Genomic DNA, 20,041 nt, shown 5'->3' on the forward strand with positions numbered 1-20,041 from the left:
GGCATGTCCAAAGCATTTTTCTGTTTTCTTTTTCCAAAATATTTGCATAAAATATAGTAACTTGCTCTTTATGTTGAGAGGAGTTTTGAAAATGATAGGTTTATTAGAGCAATTTTATAAAAATGAAGAAATACAATCGGTTATTAATGGGCTAGAAGATGGGTTGAAAGAACAACTTGTATCGGGTATGGCAACATCCTCTCGTTCATTATTAATGGCAGCTTTATATAAAAAGACAAAGCAATCACAACTTATCGTGACGCACAATTTATACCAAGCACAAAAAGTACATGAAGATTTAGTGGCGTTACTTGGTGAAAAAGATGTTTGGCTATATCCGGTAAATGAATTGATAGCATCGGAGGTTGGTGTTGCAAGTCCAGAATTGAAGGCACAGCGTATTGAAGTGTTAAATCGCTTAGCTGCAGGAGAGAATGGGATTATTGTAGCGCCAGTTGCAGGGCTGCGTAGGTTTTTACCAATAAAAGAATTATGGAAGCAAAGGCAAATTGAAATCAATCTAGGGCAAGAGATTGATTTAGATGCACTCTTGCATACTTTACATCATATTGGCTACGAGCGTAAGTCAATGGTAGAAGCTCCAGGAGAGTTCAGTTTACGCGGGGGAATATTAGATATTTACCCATTAACGGAAGAATTACCGTTTCGTATTGAATTCTTCGATACAGAAGTCGATTCTATTCGATTGTTTGATGTGGATGAACAGCGTTCTCAAGATAAAAAGGAAAGTGTTAAGTTCGGTCCAGCAACAGAGTTTTTATTTTCACAGGAAGAATTGAAATCGGGAATTAAGCATCTTGAAGAAGGTTTGACTAAGACGATGCAAAAGCTTTCCGATGATAAATTAAAGACTACTGTGCTTGAGACGGTTAGTCATGAAATTGAAATGTTGAAAAACGGGCAGAGTATAGAACAAATGTTTAAATATTTATCTATTTTCTATAAAGAACCTGCTAGTCTGATAGATTATTTACCAGAAAATGGTGTTGTAATTTTAGATGAGATTTCCCGTATTCAAGAAACAGCATCACATCTTGAAACAGAAGAAGCGGAATGGTATATCTCACTTCTTGGCGAAGGAACAATTATTCAGGATTTATCTTTCTCCCACTCGTTTGAGGAGTTTCTTCATAATAAAAAAAGAAGTTTTGTATATTTAACGTTATTCTTACGCCATATAGCACACACGCATCCTCAAAATATTGTAAATGTGACATGTAAAACGATGCAAGATTTCCACGGACAGATGCATTTGTTAAAAACTGAAATTGATAGATGGAATGAAGGTAATTTTACGACCGTTGTGCTTGGAACAGATGATGAACGTGTAAAAAAACTACAACATATTTTAAGTGATTATGATATTGATGCAGACATTGTAGAGGCGACAGATATCTTATTGCCTGGAAGGTTACAAATTGCTGTAGGTGATTTACATGCAGGCTTTGAAATGCCGATGCAAAAGTTTGTTGTCATTACTGAAAAGGAGCTTTTTCATAAGAAGGTTAAAAAATCACAACGTAAGCAAAAGTTATCTAACGCTGAACGTATTAAAAGTTATTCGGAATTAAAAGTTGGAGACCATGTAGTTCATGTAAATCATGGTATAGGTAAATTTTTAGGTATTGAGACATTAGAGATTAATGGTGTTCATAAAGATTATTTAAATATTAAATATCAAGGTAATGATAAGTTATACGTTCCAATTGAACAAATTGATCAAGTGCAAAAATACGTAGGGTCTGAAGGTAAGGAACCAAAAGTTTATAAATTAGGCGGAAATGATTGGAAGAAGGTCAAAACGAAAGTTGAAAAATCTGTACAAGACATTGCAGATGACCTAATTAAATTATATGCCGAGCGTGAAGCTTCGAAAGGTTATGCATATACACCAGATACGGCAGAGCAACAAGAGTTTGAATCTTTATTCCCGTATCAAGAGACAGAGGATCAATTACGTTCTATTGAAGAGATTAAGAAAGATATGGAACGCGGACGTCCGATGGATAGGCTTCTTTGTGGTGACGTAGGATATGGAAAGACTGAAGTAGCTATTCGTGCGGCATTTAAAGCAATTATGGATGAAAAACAAGTTGCGATTTTAGTACCAACAACAATCCTTGCACAACAACACTATGAAACAATTCGAGAGCGTTTTCAAGATTATCCGATTAATATAGGGTTACTAAGTAGATTCCGTACACGAAAACAACAAAATGAAACGATTAAAGGTTTAAAAGATGGAACGGTGGATATTGTAATCGGAACGCATCGTATTTTATCTAAAGATGTTACTTATAAAGATTTAGGACTTCTTATTATTGATGAAGAACAAAGATTCGGCGTTACACATAAAGAAAAAATTAAACAATTGAAAGCAAATGTTGACGTGTTAACATTAACGGCAACTCCGATTCCACGTACACTTCATATGTCTATGCTTGGTGTGCGCGATTTATCTGTTATTGAGACACCACCAGAGAATCGTTTCCCAGTACAAACATATGTAGTAGAGTATAATCCAGCGTTAATGCGAGAAGCGATAGAGCGAGAGTTAGCAAGAGGCGGTCAAATTTACTTCCTATATAACCGTGTGGAGGATATTGAAAGAAAAGCAGATGAAATTTCGATGTTAGTTCCAGATGCTCGTGTAACATACGCACATGGGAAAATGAATGAAGGTGAATTAGAGTCTGTTATGCTATCGTTTTTAGAAGGGCAGCATGATGTTCTTGTAAGTACGACAATTATTGAGACGGGTGTAGATATTCCGAATGTAAATACATTAATTGTATTTGATGCAGATCGTATGGGATTATCGCAGTTGTATCAGCTTCGTGGTCGTGTTGGGCGTTCTAATCGCGTCGCGTATGCATACTTTGCATACAAACGTGATAAAGTGTTATCGGAAGTTGCAGAGAGGCGTCTGCAAGCAATTAAAGAGTTTACGGAGCTTGGATCTGGTTTCAAAATTGCGATGAGAGACTTATCAATTCGTGGTGCGGGTAATTTGTTAGGGGCAGAACAACATGGATTTATTGATTCTGTCGGATTTGATCTATATTCTCAAATGTTAAAAGATGCAATTGAGCAACGTAGAGGAACAGACGGAGTTGAAAATACCGTTAATGTTGAAATTGATTTAGAAGTAGATGCATATTTACCGGATGCGTACATTTCAGATAGTAAACAAAAAATTATGATGTATAAACAATTTAGAGGTATTTCTGCAATTGAGGATATTGAAGAGCTGCAGGAAGAGATGATCGACAGATTTGGTGATTATCCACAAGAAGTTGGTTATTTATTACAAATTGCAAACATTAAAGTGTTGGCAATGAAAGAACAAATTGAGTTAATTAAGCAAAATAAATTTGAAGTAACATTCCTGTTTTCTGAACAAGCGAGCCAAAATATAGATGGTGGAAAATTATTCATGCTAGGAAGTAGTTTTGGCCGTATGATCGGTCTTGGTATGGAGGGGTCACAATTGAAAATTGTGATGAAAACGAATGGATTAGAGACGTCGAAATGGTTAACAATTGCTGAAAATTTATTAAAAGGCTTGCCAGATGTAAAAAAAGAAGTAATAAATGCCTAATATAAGATAAAAAATACAATTCGACGTGCATAGAAGAACTAATGTGTAAAATACTATGTTTAATAGTTGGTGATTTTTACATGAACAGGTAAATTCACCACTTTGATCATCAGTAGAAAGTGAGGCAGCATTAGAATGAAAGCAACTGGAATCGTACGTCGAATTGATGATTTAGGCAGGGTAGTAATTCCGAAGGAAATTCGTAGAACTTTACGTATTCGTGAGGGAGATCCACTAGAAATATTTGTTGATCGCGATGGAGAAGTGATTTTGAAAAAATATTCTCCAATTAGTGAACTAGGTAATTTTGCAAAGGAATATACGGAAGCTTTATACGATAGCTTAGGACATAATGTGCTTGTATGCGATCGTGATTCTATTATCGCAGTAGCAGGCGCATCTAAAAAAGAATACTTAAATAAAAGTGTTGGCGATTTAATTGAGAAGACAATGGAAGAGCGTAAGTCTGTAATTATGACAGATGAAAGCGAAATTTCAATTATTGATGGAGTAACAGAAAAAGTGAGCTCTTATACAATTGGCTCGATTATTGCAAATGGAGATCCAATCGGAGCTGTCGTTATCTTCTCTAAAGAGGCTATTATAAGTGAAGTAGAGCATAAATCAGTAAATACAGCTGCAAGCTTTTTAGCGAAACAAATGGAGCAGTAGCAAAGTGTAATTTCTATAAGTAGCAATCTTTCCTAATTATGATATTTCTATTTGAGAAATTAACTATTTGGAGATATAAGTATATTGAACGAAGGTAGCGCTTTGCTACCTTTTTTCATTGAATATTTTTGCTGTTGAAAGAAGTCAGTGAATGTAAGGAATATGAAGGAGAGCCAGTTTTTCTTTGTGATATAATACGAGGGGTGAGAATAGAAAAAGGAGTTTTCTTGTATGGAAGCGAAGAAGTACCAAGCCTTTTGGCGTGGGGCTATTATATTAACAATCGCAAGTTTTGTTACGAAGGTATTAAGCGCTTTTTACCGTATTCCATATCAAAATATAGCGGGTGATGTTGGTTTTTATATTTACCAACAAATTTATCCGTTTTATGGATTTTGTTTGATTTTAGCTACTTATGGGTTTCCCATTATTATTTCAAAAATGGTCGCAGAAAGATTAGAACGAGGAAAACAAAAAGAAGCAGAAGAAATTATTTGTGTATCTTTTTGGTTTTTATTAGGAATTGGATTTATAGGGTTTTTCACGTTATTCTTTGGGGCCGAAACAATTGCATCGGCTATGGGCGATATACATTTAGATAAATTATTACGTGTTATTTCGTTTTCATTCCTACTAATGCCATTTTTATCTGTAGCGAGAGGATATTTTCAAGGTTTCAATAATATGATGCCGACGGCTGTTTCGCAAGTAATTGAACAAACGATTCGTGTTTCTATTATTGTATTTTTATCACTATTCCTTATTGCTCATGGATTTGATTTATATACAGTTGGTGCGGGTGCCATGCTAGGTTCAATTGCAGGCGGGCTTATTGGGATTATCGTACTTTTACTTTATATGCGTCATGATTTCCATGCTATTTTCTTCAAAGGATGGAAGGGAATTAGAAATAAAAAAGGGATTGTTCGAATCCTTTTTTGGCAGGGATTAGCGATTTGTGTTAGTAATTTAGTCCTTATTTTTATACAAATGGCGGATTCTATTTCCTTGTATACTTTGCTTATTCGTGCGGGAGAGCAAGTTGAAAATGCAAAGGTACTAAAAGGTGTTTATGATAGAAGTATCCCGCTTATGCAATTAGGTACTGTTGTGACAACTTCTTTCTCATTGTCACTTATTCCTATTATTACAGCGGCGAAAGAAAGAGGAGATCTTTCATTTATTCAAGAAAAGGTAAAGTTAGCAATGAAAATAACATTTGTTATTGGATCTGCAGCTGCTATTGGATTAACTTGTATTATTCAACCTACAAATATTATGTTGTTTGAAAATAGTGATGGATCAGATGTGTTATCGATTTTATCTTTATCTATTTTATTTAGTTCATTGTCAATTACAACTGCTTCCATTTTGCAAGGAGTGGGACAAACATTAAAACCAGCAATATTCGTTGTATTTGGAGGTTGTTTGAAGTTAGTTTTAAACTATATATTAATGCCGTATTTTGGTGTAAAGGGAGCTGCAATTGCAACTTTAGTTGCGCTTATTGTAATTGCCTTGCTAAATAGTGTGTTACTTATGCGAGCTGTATCGGAGCCGCTTATTGATAGGCGGAATATGTTAGGTGTAGCTATTAGTGGTATCGGTATGGGGTTTGTATTAATAATCTTTATGCGTATGTTGCGAATGTCCGGATTAGTAATTGATACAGGACATAGAGGAATTGCGACGCTTGAAGCGCTGTTAGGTGTAGCTATCGGTGGATTAGCATATATGTTTTTAATTTTAAAATTTCGTGTATTTACAAAAGAAGAATTAGGAACCGTTATGAAACAAGAGAAAAAAGAAGGTTCATTGAAGAAGAGTGGATAGAGGTGACTGGTTGTGAGTGGAATCATTACTATTTTAGGATTAGGTGCTGGTGAGTTAGATCAGTTAACGATGGGTGTATATCGAAAGATAAAAGAAGCAGACCATATGTTTGTTAGAACGAAGGAGCACCCAGTTATAGAAGAATTGGAGAAAGAAGCTATAAAGTATACGGCCTTTGATAATGTATATGAGGCACATGATACATTTGAAATCGTATATGAAGCAATTGGGAATACATTGTTAGAACAAGCTAAAGGCGCAGAAATTATTTATGCCGTTCCAGGTCATCCGCTTGTAGCAGAAAGAACAGTTCAGCTACTTTTGGAAAAAGGAGAAGCAGCAAATATTGAAGTGCGAATTGAAGGTGGACAAAGTTTCCTTGATCCGATGTTTGCAAGTCTAAAAATTGATCCGATTGAAGGGTTCCAATTAATTGATGCTACATCATTTGAAAGAGGACAATTAGAATTACGTCAACATTTAATCTTTTGCCAAGTGTATGATGCATTCGTTGCTTCAGATGTGAAGCTAACGTTAATGGAGATTTTGCCAGATGATTACGAAGTGTATATCGTAACAGCTGCAGGGACTTCATTCGAGCAAGTGAAAAAGGTATCGTTGTACATGTTAGATCACGAAACAGAATTAAATAATTTAACGAGTGTGTATGTACCGCCGGTTAAGGAACGTGCGTCCTTATATCAGCAGTTTGATGTGCTTAGAGCAATTATTGCTGATCTTCGTGGACCGAATGGTTGCCCATGGGATAAAAAGCAAACTCATCAATCTTTAAAGAAATACTTAATTGAAGAAGCGTATGAAGTGCTAGAAGCAATTGATGAAGAGGATGATGATCATTTAGTAGAAGAACTAGGTGATATATTATTACAAGTTATGCTTCATGCCCAAATTGGAGAGGATGAAGGTTGGTTCTCTATAGATGATATTATTCGGACTTTAGCTGAGAAAATGGTTCGTCGTCATCCGCATGTGTTTGGGGATACGGATGTAAATAATGCTGATGAAGTGATTGCAAATTGGGAAGAAATTAAAAAACAAGAAAAGGGATTCGTGAAAGAATCTGTTTTAGCGGGTATTCCAAAAAGCTTGCCACAACTAATGCGTGCTTATGAAATTCAGAAGAAAGCTGGAAAGGTTGGATTTGATTGGGTTGATGTGCAGCCGATGATAGAGAAGGCCTTAGAAGAATGGCAAGAATTCCAACAAGAAGTTGTAAACATGGATGAGAAAAAGATGCTAGGTGAATTTGGTGATTTACTATTTGCATTTGTGAATATAGCTCGTCATTATAAATTAGATCCAGAAGAAGCGTTACGTTCAACTAATGAGAAATTTATGGATCGCTTTTTATACATGGAAGCAAAAGTAGCTGAAATGAATAAGGAAATGCAAGATTTATCATTAGAACAGTTAGATATTTTATGGGAAGAGGCAAAACAAACAGAGCGTTAATAGGGGGATTTGATATGCGTCTAGATAAATTTTTGAAAGTATCACGTTTAATTAAAAGAAGAACATTAGCAAAAGAAGTGTCTGACCAAGGAAGAATTTCGATTAATGGCCAAGTGGCAAAAGCGAGTTCAGATGTGAAGGTAGAGGATGAATTAACAATTCGTTTCGGGCAAAAAATAGTAACTGTGAAAGTAAATGAATTGAAAGAAACAACTAAAAAAGAAGATGCAGCAAACATGTATAGTCTCGTTCGTGAGGAAAAAGTGAAAGCGGAAGAAGGCTTGTTCTAAAATAGGTTAGCCCTTCATACATTACTATTAGCTAGTATAAAGCTATGGGGGGATTTTCGTGAATAATGGTTACTCACCTATGTCTTCTAATCAACAAAATGTTTCTGTAGAGCATGATATTATCATGCGTGGCAGGCGTGTAATCGACATTACTGGTGTAAAGCAAGTAGAGAGTTTTGATAGCGAAGAGTTTTTACTCGAGACTGTAATGGGTTTTTTAACAATTCGTGGTCAAAATTTGCAAATGAAGAATTTAGATGTAGAAAAGGGTGTTGTATCAATTAAAGGGAAAGTTCATGAAATGCTGTATATTGATGAGAACCAAGGGGAGAAAACTAAAGGCTTCTTTAGTAAGTTGTTTAAATGAGCCTAACAATTCAGTTGTATACAATGCTTTCGATGATTGGAATGGGTGCTTGGATTGGTGCTTCTTTAGATACATACCAACGGTTTTTAAAGCGCCAAGAGCGTAAACGTTGGCTTGTATTTATACATGATATACTATTTTGGATTGTCCAAGCATTATTCGTTTTTTATGTATTACTGCGTGTAAATGAAGCCGAACTACGTATATATGTATTTTTGGCGTTACTATGTGGTTTTGCAGCATATCAAAGCTTATTGAAAGCACTATACATGAAGATGTTAAATTTTCTCATCTATATTTTTGTACAAACAACACAATTTTTTGTTCGAATTATACAGCTACTCATGATAAAACCTGTTATTATTATAGCACAGCTATTTATTGCATTTATATTATTCTTATTTCGTATACTGCTTTCAATTGGACATGTGTTATGGAAAATGGTGATTTGGATATTACTTTTCATATGGAAAGTTTTTTTCTCGCCTGTTCGGTTTATTGCTTCGCTCATATGGAAACTTCTCCCTAATCGTGTTAAACTTTTTATAATGAAGCATGTAGGGTTCCTGCAATATGTAGCAAAATTGAAGGGACATATCTTCCAATTATGGGTGCGTATAAAAAAGAAGTTAGGGGGACCTCGGAAATGAGGGAACTGAGACAAAGAACAATCGACAAACAGAGTCCAAATCCTGTTAAAGAACATATAATACAAACGGATGAGAACAGGAAGCGACTTTATCGCCGTTTAGCGGTTTTTCTTGTCTTTGCTTTTACAATTATTGCTAGTATTAGTGTGACGTTTTATCAACAAAACAGTTCCATTAAAGCAAAAGAAGCAAAAGTTAAGGACATGAAAAAAGAACTGGATTCATTAACGAAAAAAGAAAAGAATCTAAAAGATGAAGTTCAAAAGTTGAATGATGAAGAGTACGTTTTAAAGATTGCTAGAAGGGATTATTTCTTCTCCGGAAAAGGGGAGATAATTTTTCCTGTTTCTAAGTAGAGTATGTCTTATTGACACTGTATTTTAGGATTATATATAATAAAGTAAAATTTGACTTTTTAACCACTAAGGAGGAGCATTTTTTTTATGTCAATCGAGGTAGGCAGCAAGTTACAGGGTAAAGTAACAGGTATTACAAATTTTGGGGCTTTTGTGGAGCTGCCAGAAGGCTTAACAGGTCTTGTTCATATTAGTGAAGTTGCTGATAATTATGTGAAAGATATTAACGATCACTTAAAAGTAGGCGACCAAGTAGAAGTAAAAGTTATCAATGTTGAAAAAGATGGCAAAATTGGCCTATCTATTAAGAAAGCGAAAGAACGTGAAAAAACAGAAGGAGATCGTCCACGCGGTGAATACCAACGTGGTGGTGATCAACAACGTTCTGGACGTCCACAACGTAATAATCGTTCTTCCAACAGAGATAACCGCGGTGGCGGTAACGAACGAGCTCCAAAAGAAACATTTGAGCAAAAGATGGCACGCTTTTTAAAAGATAGTGAAGATCGTTTAACTTCTTTAAAGCGTAACACAGAATCTAAACGTGGTGGCCGTGGCGCACGTCGCGGATAATAAGTCCGTTTAATTCTTAACATATAGAGAGGTACCCAGAGTAATTACTCGGGTACTTTTTTATGTGAGAGAATATATTTTTAAAAAAGTTTTTGAGATGTATTGACTTTAAAATATATCTGATGTAATATACTAATTGTCCGTTAAATACGACGACATGGCGGTGTAGCTCAGCTGGCTAGAGCGTACGGTTCATACCCGTGAGGTCGGGGGTTCGATCCCCTCCGCCGCTATATTTAATTTAACGGCCCGTTGGTCAAGTGGTTAAGACACCGCCCTTTCACGGCGGTAACACGGGTTCGAATCCCGTACGGGTCATCTAAAAAGATCATGCAAATTTGCATGGTCTTTTTTTGTTAAATATAAATTAAGACGTACAATACTTCTACAAAATCACCCTATATTTTCTGAACATTCTTTCAACTAACTTTAAATAAATTAAATACTATGTATATATGTAGATTTATTTCGAATAAAAAGTCGAACGATTATAAAAGTCAAAACTGTTGTTTTGACAAAAAAACCAATAATCATCTTTTATAATAACAGTAATTAAACTATGCAGGTGGTGTTAAAAATATGCCTAAAGCAGGAAGGAATACTATGAATACAAGTGCATTGGCGATGAATGAAAGTCAGCTTGGAACAATAAAGTGGACGAGTAAGTTGCGAATGAAGTTTGAAAAAGTTTTCTTTAGATGGGGATTCATTATTGCTGTTATTGGTTTTCTTTTGGGACGAGCATATATATTAACAAACATTTTACCGTTTGCATTGCCGTTTTTTGCTGCTGTTTATGTTATGAAGCGAGATAAAATGCCGCTCGCGTTCTTAGCCCTAATGGGGGGAGCACTTTCAGTTTCAATAGATAATTTATTTTTTACTTTTGCATCTATCTTTACCTTCTTTATTTATAATATCTTCTTTAGTCGGTTTACACGTAAAACTGTTGGACTTGTACCATTCCAAGTATTTATCTCCGCATTAACCGCACATTTAGTTGTTGTATATTTTGCACAGCAAACCGTCACCATGTATGATCTGCTCGTCAGTACGATCGAAGCGGGGCTTAGCTTCGTATTAACGATGATATTTTTACAAAGTGTTCCGCTTTTAGTGGAAAGGAAAGGGAAGCAACAAGCGTTAGAAACAGAAGAAATTGTTTGTTTAATTATATTACTAGCATCTGTTTTAACGGGCACAACGGATTGGTTTGTTTATGATGCTTCTATTCAACATATTTTCACTAGATATTTAGTATTAGTATTTGCCTTTATTGCAGGGGCAGCTACAGGGTCCACGGTAGGAGTTGTCACTGGGTTAATATTAAGTTTAGCAAATGTGGCGAGCTTGTCTCAACTTAGTCTCCTTGCCTTTTCAGGATTGCTTGGGGGATTGTTAAAAGAAGGGAAGCGTATAGGAGTTAGTTTAGGTTTATTAATTGGTACAAGCTTAATTACATTATATGTAGACAAGCAAACAAGTATTGTAACAACTTTAATTGAATCTGGTGTAGCGATTGTTTTCTTCTTATTAACACCGAAGCTTGTCATGGATCGTATTGCTAAATTTATGCCGGGTACACAGGAACATTCACAGGATCAACAACAATATTTAAGAAGAGTGCGCGATGTTACAGCAAACAAAATCAATCAATTTGCTAATGTATTTGCTGCTTTGTCTAATAGCTTTTCTGTATACGGGTATGTGGAGGAGGAAGATAAAGAAACAGAAGCTGATTTATTTTTAAGTACAATTACTGCAAAAACATGTCAAACATGCTTTAAGAAGGATCAATGTTGGGTAGTTAATTTTGATAAAACATACGATTATATGAAACAAATAATGAGTGAAACAGAAGAAGGAACGCTGCAGCATAATCGGAAGTTAGTTCGTGAATGGGACAAGCATTGTGTGAGAGGGAAGAAAGTAACGGATTTAGTAGCGGGTGAATTAGATCACTTCTATGAGGGGCAGAAATTAAGAAAACAAATGAAGGAAAATCGTAGAATTGTAGCGGAGCAATTACTAGGTGTATCAAAAGTGATGGAGGATTTCGCTAAGGAGATACAACGAGAAAGAGAGAACCATCAAGCGCAGGAGGAGCAAATTTTACAAGCGTTTCGTGATTTTGGTGTCGAAGTGGAGCATGTTGATATTTATTGTTTAGATAGAGGAAGTATTGATATTGAAATGTTGATTCCGGCTGCATCTAATGAACATGGGGAATGTGAGAAGTTGGTTGCTCCAATGCTTTCAGATATTTTAAAAGAGAATATCGTCGTTAAGCATGAAGAGAAATCCTCATATCCAAATGGGTACAGTTTAATATCATTTGGTTCAGCGAAGACATATTCTCTTGATACAGGATTGGCCACTGCTGCAAAAGGTGGTGGGTTTATTTCAGGTGATTCCTACGCGATGATGGATTTGAGCGTTGGTAAATATGCACTTGCGATTAGTGATGGTATGGGAAATGGACAAAGGGCTCATATGGAGAGTAGGGAAACGGTAAAATTATTACAAAAGATACTTCAATCAGGAATTGATGAAGAAATAGCGATTAAGTCCATCAATTCGATTCTTTCTTTAAGGACGACAGAGGAGATGTATACAACGCTTGACTTAGCTATGGTAGATTTGCGGGATGCGAGTGCGAAGTTTTTAAAGATTGGATCGACGCCGAGTTTTGTTAAACGCGGAAATAATATTTTGAAAATTGAGGCAAGTAATTTGCCGATGGGAATTATTGAAGATGTTGAAGTTGATGTGGTTGGTGAGCAATTAAAAACGGGTGATCTTCTTATCATGATGAGTGACGGCATCTTTGAGGGAGCGCAACATGTGGAGAATCACGAATTATGGATAAAACGTAAAATTAAAGAACTACAAACAGAGGACCCACAGGAAATCGCTGATATCATTATGGAAGAAGTAATTCGCTCTGGTGATGGTTATATAAATGATGATATGACTATTGTGGTGGCGAAAGTAAAGAAAAATATGCCGAAGTGGGCTACGATTCCAATAGTAGGAATGCAGGCGCAATAAAATAATCAAAAAACCTAGGTAGATGCCTAGGTTTTTTTGATTAAAAAGGTAATGTGATTACTTTTTTAAATATACAGGAGGGATGTAAGATAAAAATATGGATTTTGTACATCTTTTTTTTGCACAATGTTTGTAAAAGTTGTACCATTATATACAAGGTAACTAATGTTGTTGTTCTTGTTTAATGAAAGGTGATTGCGAAGTTGAAAGATGCATTTGTTGAAAAAGTAGATGACTTTGTAAAGAAGCATGATGTATTAAAGAAACATTCAACAATTGTTGTAGGGGTTTCTGGTGGTCCTGACTCTTTGGCTCTTTTATATTATTTGTTAGAAAAAAGGGCAGAAAAACAGCTAGAAATTGTAGTAGCACATGTGGACCATATGTTTAGAGGTAATGAATCTTATGAGGATTTACAGTTTGTACAGGGTCTTTGCAAAGAGCTAGGAGTTATTTGTGAAACGCTAAGGATTAATGTGTCGCAATATCAACAGCAATATGGAATGAATGCACAAGTTGCAGCTAGAGAATGCAGATATGCATTTTTGGAAAGAATAATGAAGAAATATGATGCGAGATATGTAGCTCTTGGTCACCATGGAGATGATCAAGTAGAGACGATTTTAATGCGCCTTGTACGAGGGAGTACTCCGAAAGGATACGCAGGAATTGCAGTGAAGCGATCTTTTCATAATGGATATTTAATTAGGCCGTTACTTGGGGTAACTAAGGAAGAAATTGTTGATTACTGTAATAAATTAAAAGTTATTCCGCGTATAGATCCGAGTAATAAAAAAGAAGTATATACAAGGAATCGATTACGTAAATATGTCCTTCCTTATTTGAAAGAAGAAAATCCACAAATGCATGAGAAATTTCAAAAATTTAGCGTGCAGATGCAAGAGGATGAGGCTTATTTGCAGGAATTAGCTTTTGAGAAAATGAATAAAGTAATTACAAAAAAAAGCGATAAACAAATTAGCTTATCAATTCCTGCCTTTGAATCCATGTCTATGCCTTTACAAAGAAGAGGGATTCAACTAATATTAAACTATCTTTATGAATATAAGATTCCATCTTCGCTTTCTTCTATACATATTGACAAGGTGATTGAATTTTTTAAGCGGGCACAACCTTCAGGTTCACTAGATTTTCCAGGTGGTTTGAAAATTGTTCGCACATACGAAGAATGTGGTTTTGGATTTAAACAAGAAATTGTTTCTCCTTTTTCGCAAGATTTATCAGTACCTGGGACAATTATATTGCCGAATGGGGATAAACTTGTAACAGAGGTGAGCGAAGATATACCGAGTAACATGAATGAAACAGTATTTGTTGCTAAGTATAATGATATATCGTATCCACTTCGTATTCGGTCTAGAGAAAATGGAGATCGCATGTCAATGCAAGGTATGGATGGTACAAAAAAGATAAAAGCTGTTTTTATCGAAGCAAAAGTACCAAAAGAAAAAAGAGAAGAATGGCCGATCGTTTGTGACGCAAGTGGAAATATTATTTGGGTACCCTTGTTGAAACGATCTGCGTTTGCTACTTCGAAAGAGCTAGCAAAGAAGGGTAAATACATGATTATTCACTACAAAAGCAAGGAGTCTTCCGGGAGGATAATGAAATGATGAATCAAGATATCGAAAAAGTATTAATTTCTGAAGAACAAATACAAGAAAAGGTGCACGAACTAGGTGCAGTTATTGCAGAGGATTACAAAAATACAGTACCTCTTGCGATTGGTGTACTAAAGGGTGCAATGCCATTTATGGCAGATTTATTAAAGAGAACAGATACATATCTTGAAATGGATTTTATGGCTGTATCTAGCTACGGTCACTCTACAGTTTCGACAGGCGAAGTAAAAATCTTAAAAGATCTTGATACTTCGGTAGAAGGTCGCGATATTTTAATCGTTGAAGATATTATTGATAGCGGTCTTACACTAAGCTATTTAGTGGATCTGTTTAAATATCGTAAAGCGAAATCTGTAAAAATTGTTACTTTATTAGATAAGCCAACAGGCCGTAAGGTTGATCTGAAAGCAGATTATGTTGGATTTACTGTTCCTCATGAATTTGTTGTAGGATATGGATTAGATTATAAAGAGCAGTACCGTAATCTTCCTTATGTAGGAGTATTAAAACCAAGTGTTTACTCAAATTAATTAAATATAGGCGTTACAATTGTATAGGAAATTTTTTTTGTGTTACGATTTACTATAGTGTTTATGCCGTGAGAGGAGGTTAGGAATGAATCGTATCTTCCGTAATACCATCTTTTATTTACTGATATTCTTAGTAGTAATTGGAATCGTGAGCTATTTTAATGGTTCGACGCAAAAAACGACATCAGTTAGCTACGATAAATTCATTACTCAACTTGAAAAAGGTGAAGTGCGTAATGTGCAGCTTCAACCGAAAAATGGTGTGTTTGAGGTAAAGGGACAATTCAAGACTTCTAGCCAAGGAGAACAATTTGTTACTTATGCACCAAATACTGAGGAATTACAAAAGAAAATTAATGATAAAGCGCAAGGGGCTGAAGTTAAGTATCAACCAGCAGAAGAAACAAGTGCTTGGGTAACGTTCTTTACTTCTATCATTCCGTTTGTCATTATCTTCATTTTATTCTTCTTCTTATTAAACCAAGCTCAGGGCGGCGGTAGCCGTGTTATGAACTTCGGGAAAAGTAAGGCGAAGCTATACAATGATGAAAAGAAAAAAATTCGTTTCAGAGATGTTGCTGGAGCGGATGAAGAGAAACAAGAACTTGTTGAGGTAGTTGAATTCTTGAAAGACCCTCGTAAGTTCGCTGAAGTTGGTGCCCGTATTCCGAAGGGTGTTCTATTAGTGGGACCTCCAGGTACAGGTAAAACTTTACTAGCACGTGCTGTTGCAGGTGAAGCAGGCGTTCCGTTCTTCTCTATTAGTGGTTCTGACTTCGTAGAGATGTTCGTCGGTGTCGGTGCATCCCGTGTACGTGATTTATTTGAAAATGCAAAGAAAAATGCTCCTTGTATCATTTTCATTGATGAAATTGATGCAGTAGGACGTCAACGTGGCGCGGGTCTTGGCGGTGGTCATGATGAGCGTGAACAAACGTTGAACCAATTGCTTGTTGAAATGGATGGATTCGGTGCAAATGAAGGTATTATTATCATCGCTGCGACAAACCGTCCTGATATTCTTGATCCAGCGTTATTACGTCCAGGTCGTTTTGACCGTCAAATTACAGTAGATCGTCCAGATGTAAATGGTCGTGAAGCTGTACTTAAGGTACACGCTCGTAATAAACCGCTTGATGAGAATGTCAACTTAAGAGCAATTGCAACTCGTACACCAGGATTCTCTGGTGCCGATCTTGAAAACTTATTAAACGAAGCTGCTTTAGTAGCTGCGCGTCAAGATAAGAAGAAAATTGATATGAGTGACATCGATGAAGCGACGGATCGTGTTATTGCAGGTCCAGCTAAGAAAAGTCGCGTTATCTCTGAAAAAGAACGTAATATCGTTGCATTCCATGAGGCTGGCCATACTGTAATTGGTGTTGTCCTTGATGAAGCAGATATCGTTCATAAAGTAACAATTGTCCCTCGTGGTCAAGCTGGTGGATATGCGGTAATGCTTCCGAAGGAAGATCGTTACTTCATGACAAAACCAGAGTTACTTGATAAAATCACTGGTTTACTTGGTGGTCGAGTAGCTGAGGAGATTGTATTTGGTGAAGCAAGTACAGGTGCTCACAACGACTTCCAACGTGCGACTGGTATTGCAAGACGTATGGTTACAGAATTCGGGATGAGTGATAAGCTTGGACCGATGCAATTTGGTAGCTCACAAGGTGGTCAGGTATTCTTAGGAAGAGACTTCCATTCAGAACAAAACTACAGTGATGCAATCGCGCATGAAATTGATGTGGAAATGCAAATAATTATTAAAGACTGTTATGCTCGTGCGAAACAAATTCTTACTGAAAAACGAGATAAGCTTGATATTATCGCGAAAACGTTACTTGAAGTAGAAACATTAGATGCAGAGCAAATTAATCATTTATATGATTATGGCAGATTACCTGAGCGTCCAACATCTTCAGATGATGTGAAAGTAAACATCAATATGAAGAAAGACGATGAAGATACAGAAGATAAGTAAGAAAAAAAGGAGTGACAATAGTCACTCCTTTTTTTTGTGGAATGAATTTAAGTGGCAAAAAAAATTGAATGAAACTAGTATTAAAAATTGAAATAGAGAGTAATCTTTTTGTACAATGATGAGTATAGAAAAACTGATTATATAAGTATGTGTGATATGATGTTTTTATAAGTTTTATACATACTGCGCAAATATAGATTAAATAAGATAAGTGGTGAGAATATGATTTTTGTATTGGATGTAGGGAACACAAATGCGGTACTAGGTGTGTTTGAAGAGGGAGAACTTCGTCAACATTGGCGCATGGAAACAGATCGTCATAAAACAGAAGATGAGTATGGGATGCTTGTAAAGCAGTTACTTGAGCATGAAGGTCTTTCTTTTGAAGATGTGAAAGGTATTATTGTGTCTTCAGTCGTACCGCCAATTATGTTCGCTTTAGAGCGTATGTGTGAAAAGTATTTTAAAATTAAACCGCTTGTAGTGGGGCCTGGGATAAAAACTGGTTTGAATATTAAATATGAAAATCCACGTGAAGTAGGCGCGGACCGAATTGTAAATGCAGTAGCAGGAATCCACTTATATGGAAGTCCGCTTATTATTGTTGATTTTGGTACGGCTACTACATATTGTTATATTAACGAAGAGAAGCATTATATGGGTGGCGTCATTACGCCAGGAATTATGATTTCGGCAGAGGCTTTATATAGCAGGGCAGCAAAGCTTCCTCGTATTGAAATTACAAAACCGGGTAGTGTTATCGGGAAGAATACAGTAAGTGCAATGCAATCAGGTATTCTTTATGGATACGTTGGACAAGTGGAAGGTATTGTTAAGCGTATGAAGGAAGAAGCTAAGCAAGAACCGAAAGTTATTGCAACAGGTGGATTAGCAAAATTGATTTCAGAAGAATCAAATGTAATTGATATTGTAGATCCGTTTTTAACGTTAAAAGGTTTGTATATGTTATATGAGCGTAATGCAAATTTACAACATGAGAAGGGTGAATAAATAAGTATGAAAGATTATTTAGTAAAAGCGTTAGCGTTTAATGGAGAGGTTCGTGCTTATAGTGTACGTACAACAAATACAGTAAGTGAGGCGCAAAAGCGTCATGATACATGGAGAACAGCTTCAGCGGCACTTGGTCGTTCTTTAACTGCGGGTACAATGATGGGTGCTATGTTAAAAGGCGAGCAGAAGTTAACGATTAAAGTAGAGGGTAACGGCCCGATTGGTCCTATTTTAGTCGATGCTCATGCAAATGGGGATGTACGTGGTTATGTAACGAATCCGCATGTTGATTTTGAAGGAACGGAACAAGGAAAATTACGTGTATATCAAGCGGTAGGTACAGAAGGATTTGTAACGGTAATTAAAGATATCGGTATGCGTGAACCGTTTATTGGTCAATCTCCCATTGTTTCAGGAGAACTAGGGGAAGATTTCACATATTATTTCGCGGTTTCTGAGCAGACACCTTCTTCTGTAGGTGTTGGTGTTCTTGTAAATGGAGATGATAGCGTATTAGCGGCGGGTGGATTCATTCTTCAAATTATGCCAGGTGCGCAGGAAGAAACAATTTCATTTATTGAAGAGCGTCTTCAACAAATCCCACCGGTATCACAATTAATCGAACAAGGTCTTTCTCCAGAAGAATTACTGTATGAAGTGCTTGGAGAAGATAAAGTGAAAGTGCTAGAAACAATGGATGTTCAATTTAATTGTACATGTTCACGTGAGCGTATTGAAAGTGTGCTAATTAGTTTAGGTAAAGCGGAGTTAGAACAAATTCGTGCAGAAGAAGAAGAGACGGAAGTTCACTGTCACTTCTGTAATGAACGACATAAATTCGCTAAAGAAGATATTACAAGTCTAATTGAGAAGCTGTAATAAAGAAGTTTAGGTGGAGAATCAGCCGCCCAAATAGATTGACAAATAGGGAATTTTCTGACAAAATCTAAATATAGATAAAACCAATAAAAATACTCGGTGTTAGGAGTGACAGGAATGCGAGTGGCACAATCAGTTTCAGAATTAATCGGGAAAACGCCGATCGTTAAGTTGAACCGCATCGTAGAATCAGACAGCGCAGATGTATACTTAAAATTAGAATTTATGAATCCGGGGAGCAGTGTTAAAGATCGTATCGCGTTAGCTATGATTGAAGATGCTGAAAATAAAGGATTATTAAAAGAGGGCGATACAATCATTGAGCCGACAAGTGGTAACACAGGTATTGGCTTAGCGATGGTAGCAGCTGCTAAAGGATATAAGGCAATTTTAGTAATGCCAGAAACAATGAGTATTGAGCGTCGTAATTTATTACGCGCTTACGGTGCTGAATTAGTATTGACTCCAGGACCTGAAGGAATGGGCGGAGCAATTCGAAAGGCAACTGAATTAGCAGAAGAACATGGGTACTTTATACCACAACAGTTCCAAAATCAAGCGAATCCAGAAATCCATCGTATAACAACAGGTCCAGAAATTGTTGAACAGATGGGGGATCAATTAGATGCGTTTATCGCAGGTATTGGTACAGGTGGAACAATTACAGGTGCCGGTGAAGTGCTGAAAGAGGCTTATAAAGATATCAAAATTTACGCGGTAGAACCTGCGGATTCACCAGTATTATCTGGTGGAAAGCCAGGCCCACATAAGATTCAAGGAATTGGAGCGGGGTTTGTTCCGGAGACATTGGATGTAGAGGTATATGATGAAATTATTCAAGTGAAAACGGAGCAAGCGTTCGAATATGCGAGAAGAGTGGCTAAAGAAGAAGGTATTTTAGTTGGTATCTCTTCGGGAGCAGTCGTTTATGCAGCGACAGAAGTTGCGAAGAAATTAGGTAAAGGGAAAAAGGTACTTGTTATTATCCCAAGTAACGGTGAACGTTATTTAAGTACACCACTTTATCAATTTGAGTCATAAGTGAATGTGATTTGAAAAGCATCCTTAAAAAAGGATGCTTTTTCTTTTTTGATTGGAAAA

General features: G+C 36.3%; 16 protein-coding genes and 2 tRNA genes. All 18 read left to right on the plus strand.

Annotated features, from left to right (window positions below):
• The first annotated feature begins 91 nt into the window (after positions 1 to 91).
• The 18 genes from mfd (at position 92) to cysK (ending at position 19,981) form a co-directional block, all read left to right on the plus strand.
• On the plus strand, positions 92 to 3,622 hold the full coding sequence (gene mfd / locus MR066_RS25375) for a transcription-repair coupling factor (RefSeq protein WP_016102352.1): 3,531 nt from the start codon (positions 92 to 94) through the stop codon (positions 3,620 to 3,622).
• A gap of 135 nt (positions 3,623 to 3,757) precedes the next feature.
• Positions 3,758 to 4,294 carry a stage V sporulation protein T gene (gene spoVT / locus MR066_RS25380; protein ID WP_002009670.1) on the plus strand — a complete coding sequence of 179 codons (537 nt, stop codon included), beginning with the start codon at positions 3,758 to 3,760 and terminating at the stop codon, positions 4,292 to 4,294.
• Positions 4,295 to 4,525: 231 nt separating this feature from the next.
• The gene (locus MR066_RS25385) at positions 4,526 to 6,127 is read left to right on the plus strand and encodes a putative polysaccharide biosynthesis protein (RefSeq protein ID WP_078185808.1); all 1,602 of its coding nucleotides are present in this window, start codon (positions 4,526 to 4,528) and stop codon (positions 6,125 to 6,127) included.
• A 12-nt stretch (positions 6,128 to 6,139) separates the two neighbouring features.
• On the plus strand, positions 6,140 to 7,600 hold the full coding sequence (gene yabN, locus MR066_RS25390) for a bifunctional methyltransferase/pyrophosphohydrolase YabN (RefSeq protein ID WP_242248886.1): 1,461 nt from the start codon (positions 6,140 to 6,142) through the stop codon (positions 7,598 to 7,600).
• Between the two features lie 14 nt (positions 7,601 to 7,614).
• On the plus strand, positions 7,615 to 7,890 hold the full coding sequence (locus MR066_RS25395; RefSeq protein ID WP_002009677.1) for an RNA-binding S4 domain-containing protein: 276 nt from the start codon (positions 7,615 to 7,617) through the stop codon (positions 7,888 to 7,890).
• Between the two features lie 58 nt (positions 7,891 to 7,948).
• Positions 7,949 to 8,257: a sporulation protein YabP gene (gene yabP / locus MR066_RS25400; RefSeq protein WP_001059101.1), complete on the plus strand. Its 309-nt coding sequence runs from the start codon at positions 7,949 to 7,951 to the stop codon at positions 8,255 to 8,257.
• Positions 8,254 to 8,907: a spore cortex biosynthesis protein YabQ gene (gene yabQ, locus MR066_RS25405; RefSeq protein WP_002091573.1), complete on the plus strand. Its 654-nt coding sequence runs from the start codon at positions 8,254 to 8,256 to the stop codon at positions 8,905 to 8,907. Before yabP ends, yabQ begins: the two co-directional genes overlap by 4 nt.
• Positions 8,904 to 9,263 carry a cell division protein DivIC gene (divIC, locus tag MR066_RS25410; protein ID WP_002091572.1) on the plus strand — a complete coding sequence of 120 codons (360 nt, stop codon included), beginning with the start codon at positions 8,904 to 8,906 and terminating at the stop codon, positions 9,261 to 9,263. The genes yabQ and divIC overlap by 4 nt, the downstream gene beginning before the upstream one ends.
• An 87-nt stretch (positions 9,264 to 9,350) precedes the next feature.
• The gene (locus tag MR066_RS25415) at positions 9,351 to 9,836 is read left to right on the plus strand and encodes a S1 domain-containing RNA-binding protein (protein ID WP_002009683.1); all 486 of its coding nucleotides are present in this window, start codon (positions 9,351 to 9,353) and stop codon (positions 9,834 to 9,836) included.
• Positions 9,837 to 9,995: 159 nt separating this feature from the next.
• Positions 9,996 to 10,069, plus strand: a tRNA-Met gene (locus MR066_RS25420).
• A 13-nt stretch (positions 10,070 to 10,082) separates the two neighbouring features.
• A tRNA-Glu gene (locus tag MR066_RS25425) sits at positions 10,083 to 10,154 on the plus strand.
• A 261-nt stretch (positions 10,155 to 10,415) separates the two neighbouring features.
• Positions 10,416 to 12,887 (plus strand): stage II sporulation protein E, encoded by a 2,472-nt coding sequence (spoIIE, locus tag MR066_RS25430; protein ID WP_242248888.1) that lies wholly within the window; start codon positions 10,416 to 10,418, stop codon positions 12,885 to 12,887.
• Between the two features lie 203 nt (positions 12,888 to 13,090).
• Positions 13,091 to 14,521 carry a tRNA lysidine(34) synthetase TilS gene (gene tilS, locus MR066_RS25435; RefSeq protein WP_002191385.1) on the plus strand — a complete coding sequence of 477 codons (1,431 nt, stop codon included), beginning with the start codon at positions 13,091 to 13,093 and terminating at the stop codon, positions 14,519 to 14,521.
• On the plus strand, positions 14,518 to 15,060 hold the full coding sequence (gene hpt, locus MR066_RS25440; protein WP_002124550.1) for a hypoxanthine phosphoribosyltransferase: 543 nt from the start codon (positions 14,518 to 14,520) through the stop codon (positions 15,058 to 15,060). Before tilS ends, hpt begins: the two co-directional genes overlap by 4 nt.
• 85 nt (positions 15,061 to 15,145) lie before the next feature.
• Complete coding sequence (gene ftsH, locus MR066_RS25445) at positions 15,146 to 17,047, plus strand: ATP-dependent zinc metalloprotease FtsH (protein WP_002091565.1); 1,902 nt, start codon at positions 15,146 to 15,148, stop codon at positions 17,045 to 17,047.
• Positions 17,048 to 17,269: 222 nt separating this feature from the next.
• Positions 17,270 to 18,058 (plus strand): type III pantothenate kinase, encoded by a 789-nt coding sequence (locus MR066_RS25450; protein ID WP_002009692.1) that lies wholly within the window; start codon positions 17,270 to 17,272, stop codon positions 18,056 to 18,058.
• A gap of 6 nt (positions 18,059 to 18,064) precedes the next feature.
• Positions 18,065 to 18,940 carry a redox-regulated molecular chaperone HslO gene (gene hslO / locus MR066_RS25455; RefSeq protein ID WP_002009693.1) on the plus strand — a complete coding sequence of 292 codons (876 nt, stop codon included), beginning with the start codon at positions 18,065 to 18,067 and terminating at the stop codon, positions 18,938 to 18,940.
• A gap of 117 nt (positions 18,941 to 19,057) precedes the next feature.
• Positions 19,058 to 19,981 carry a cysteine synthase A gene (cysK, locus tag MR066_RS25460; protein ID WP_002130221.1) on the plus strand — a complete coding sequence of 308 codons (924 nt, stop codon included), beginning with the start codon at positions 19,058 to 19,060 and terminating at the stop codon, positions 19,979 to 19,981.
• The last annotated feature ends 60 nt before the right edge of the window (positions 19,982 to 20,041 follow it).

The sequence above is a fragment of the Bacillus cereus group sp. BfR-BA-01523 genome (assembly GCF_022662615.1).
GTDB lineage: Bacteria > Bacillota > Bacilli > Bacillales > Bacillaceae_G > Bacillus_A > Bacillus_A mycoides.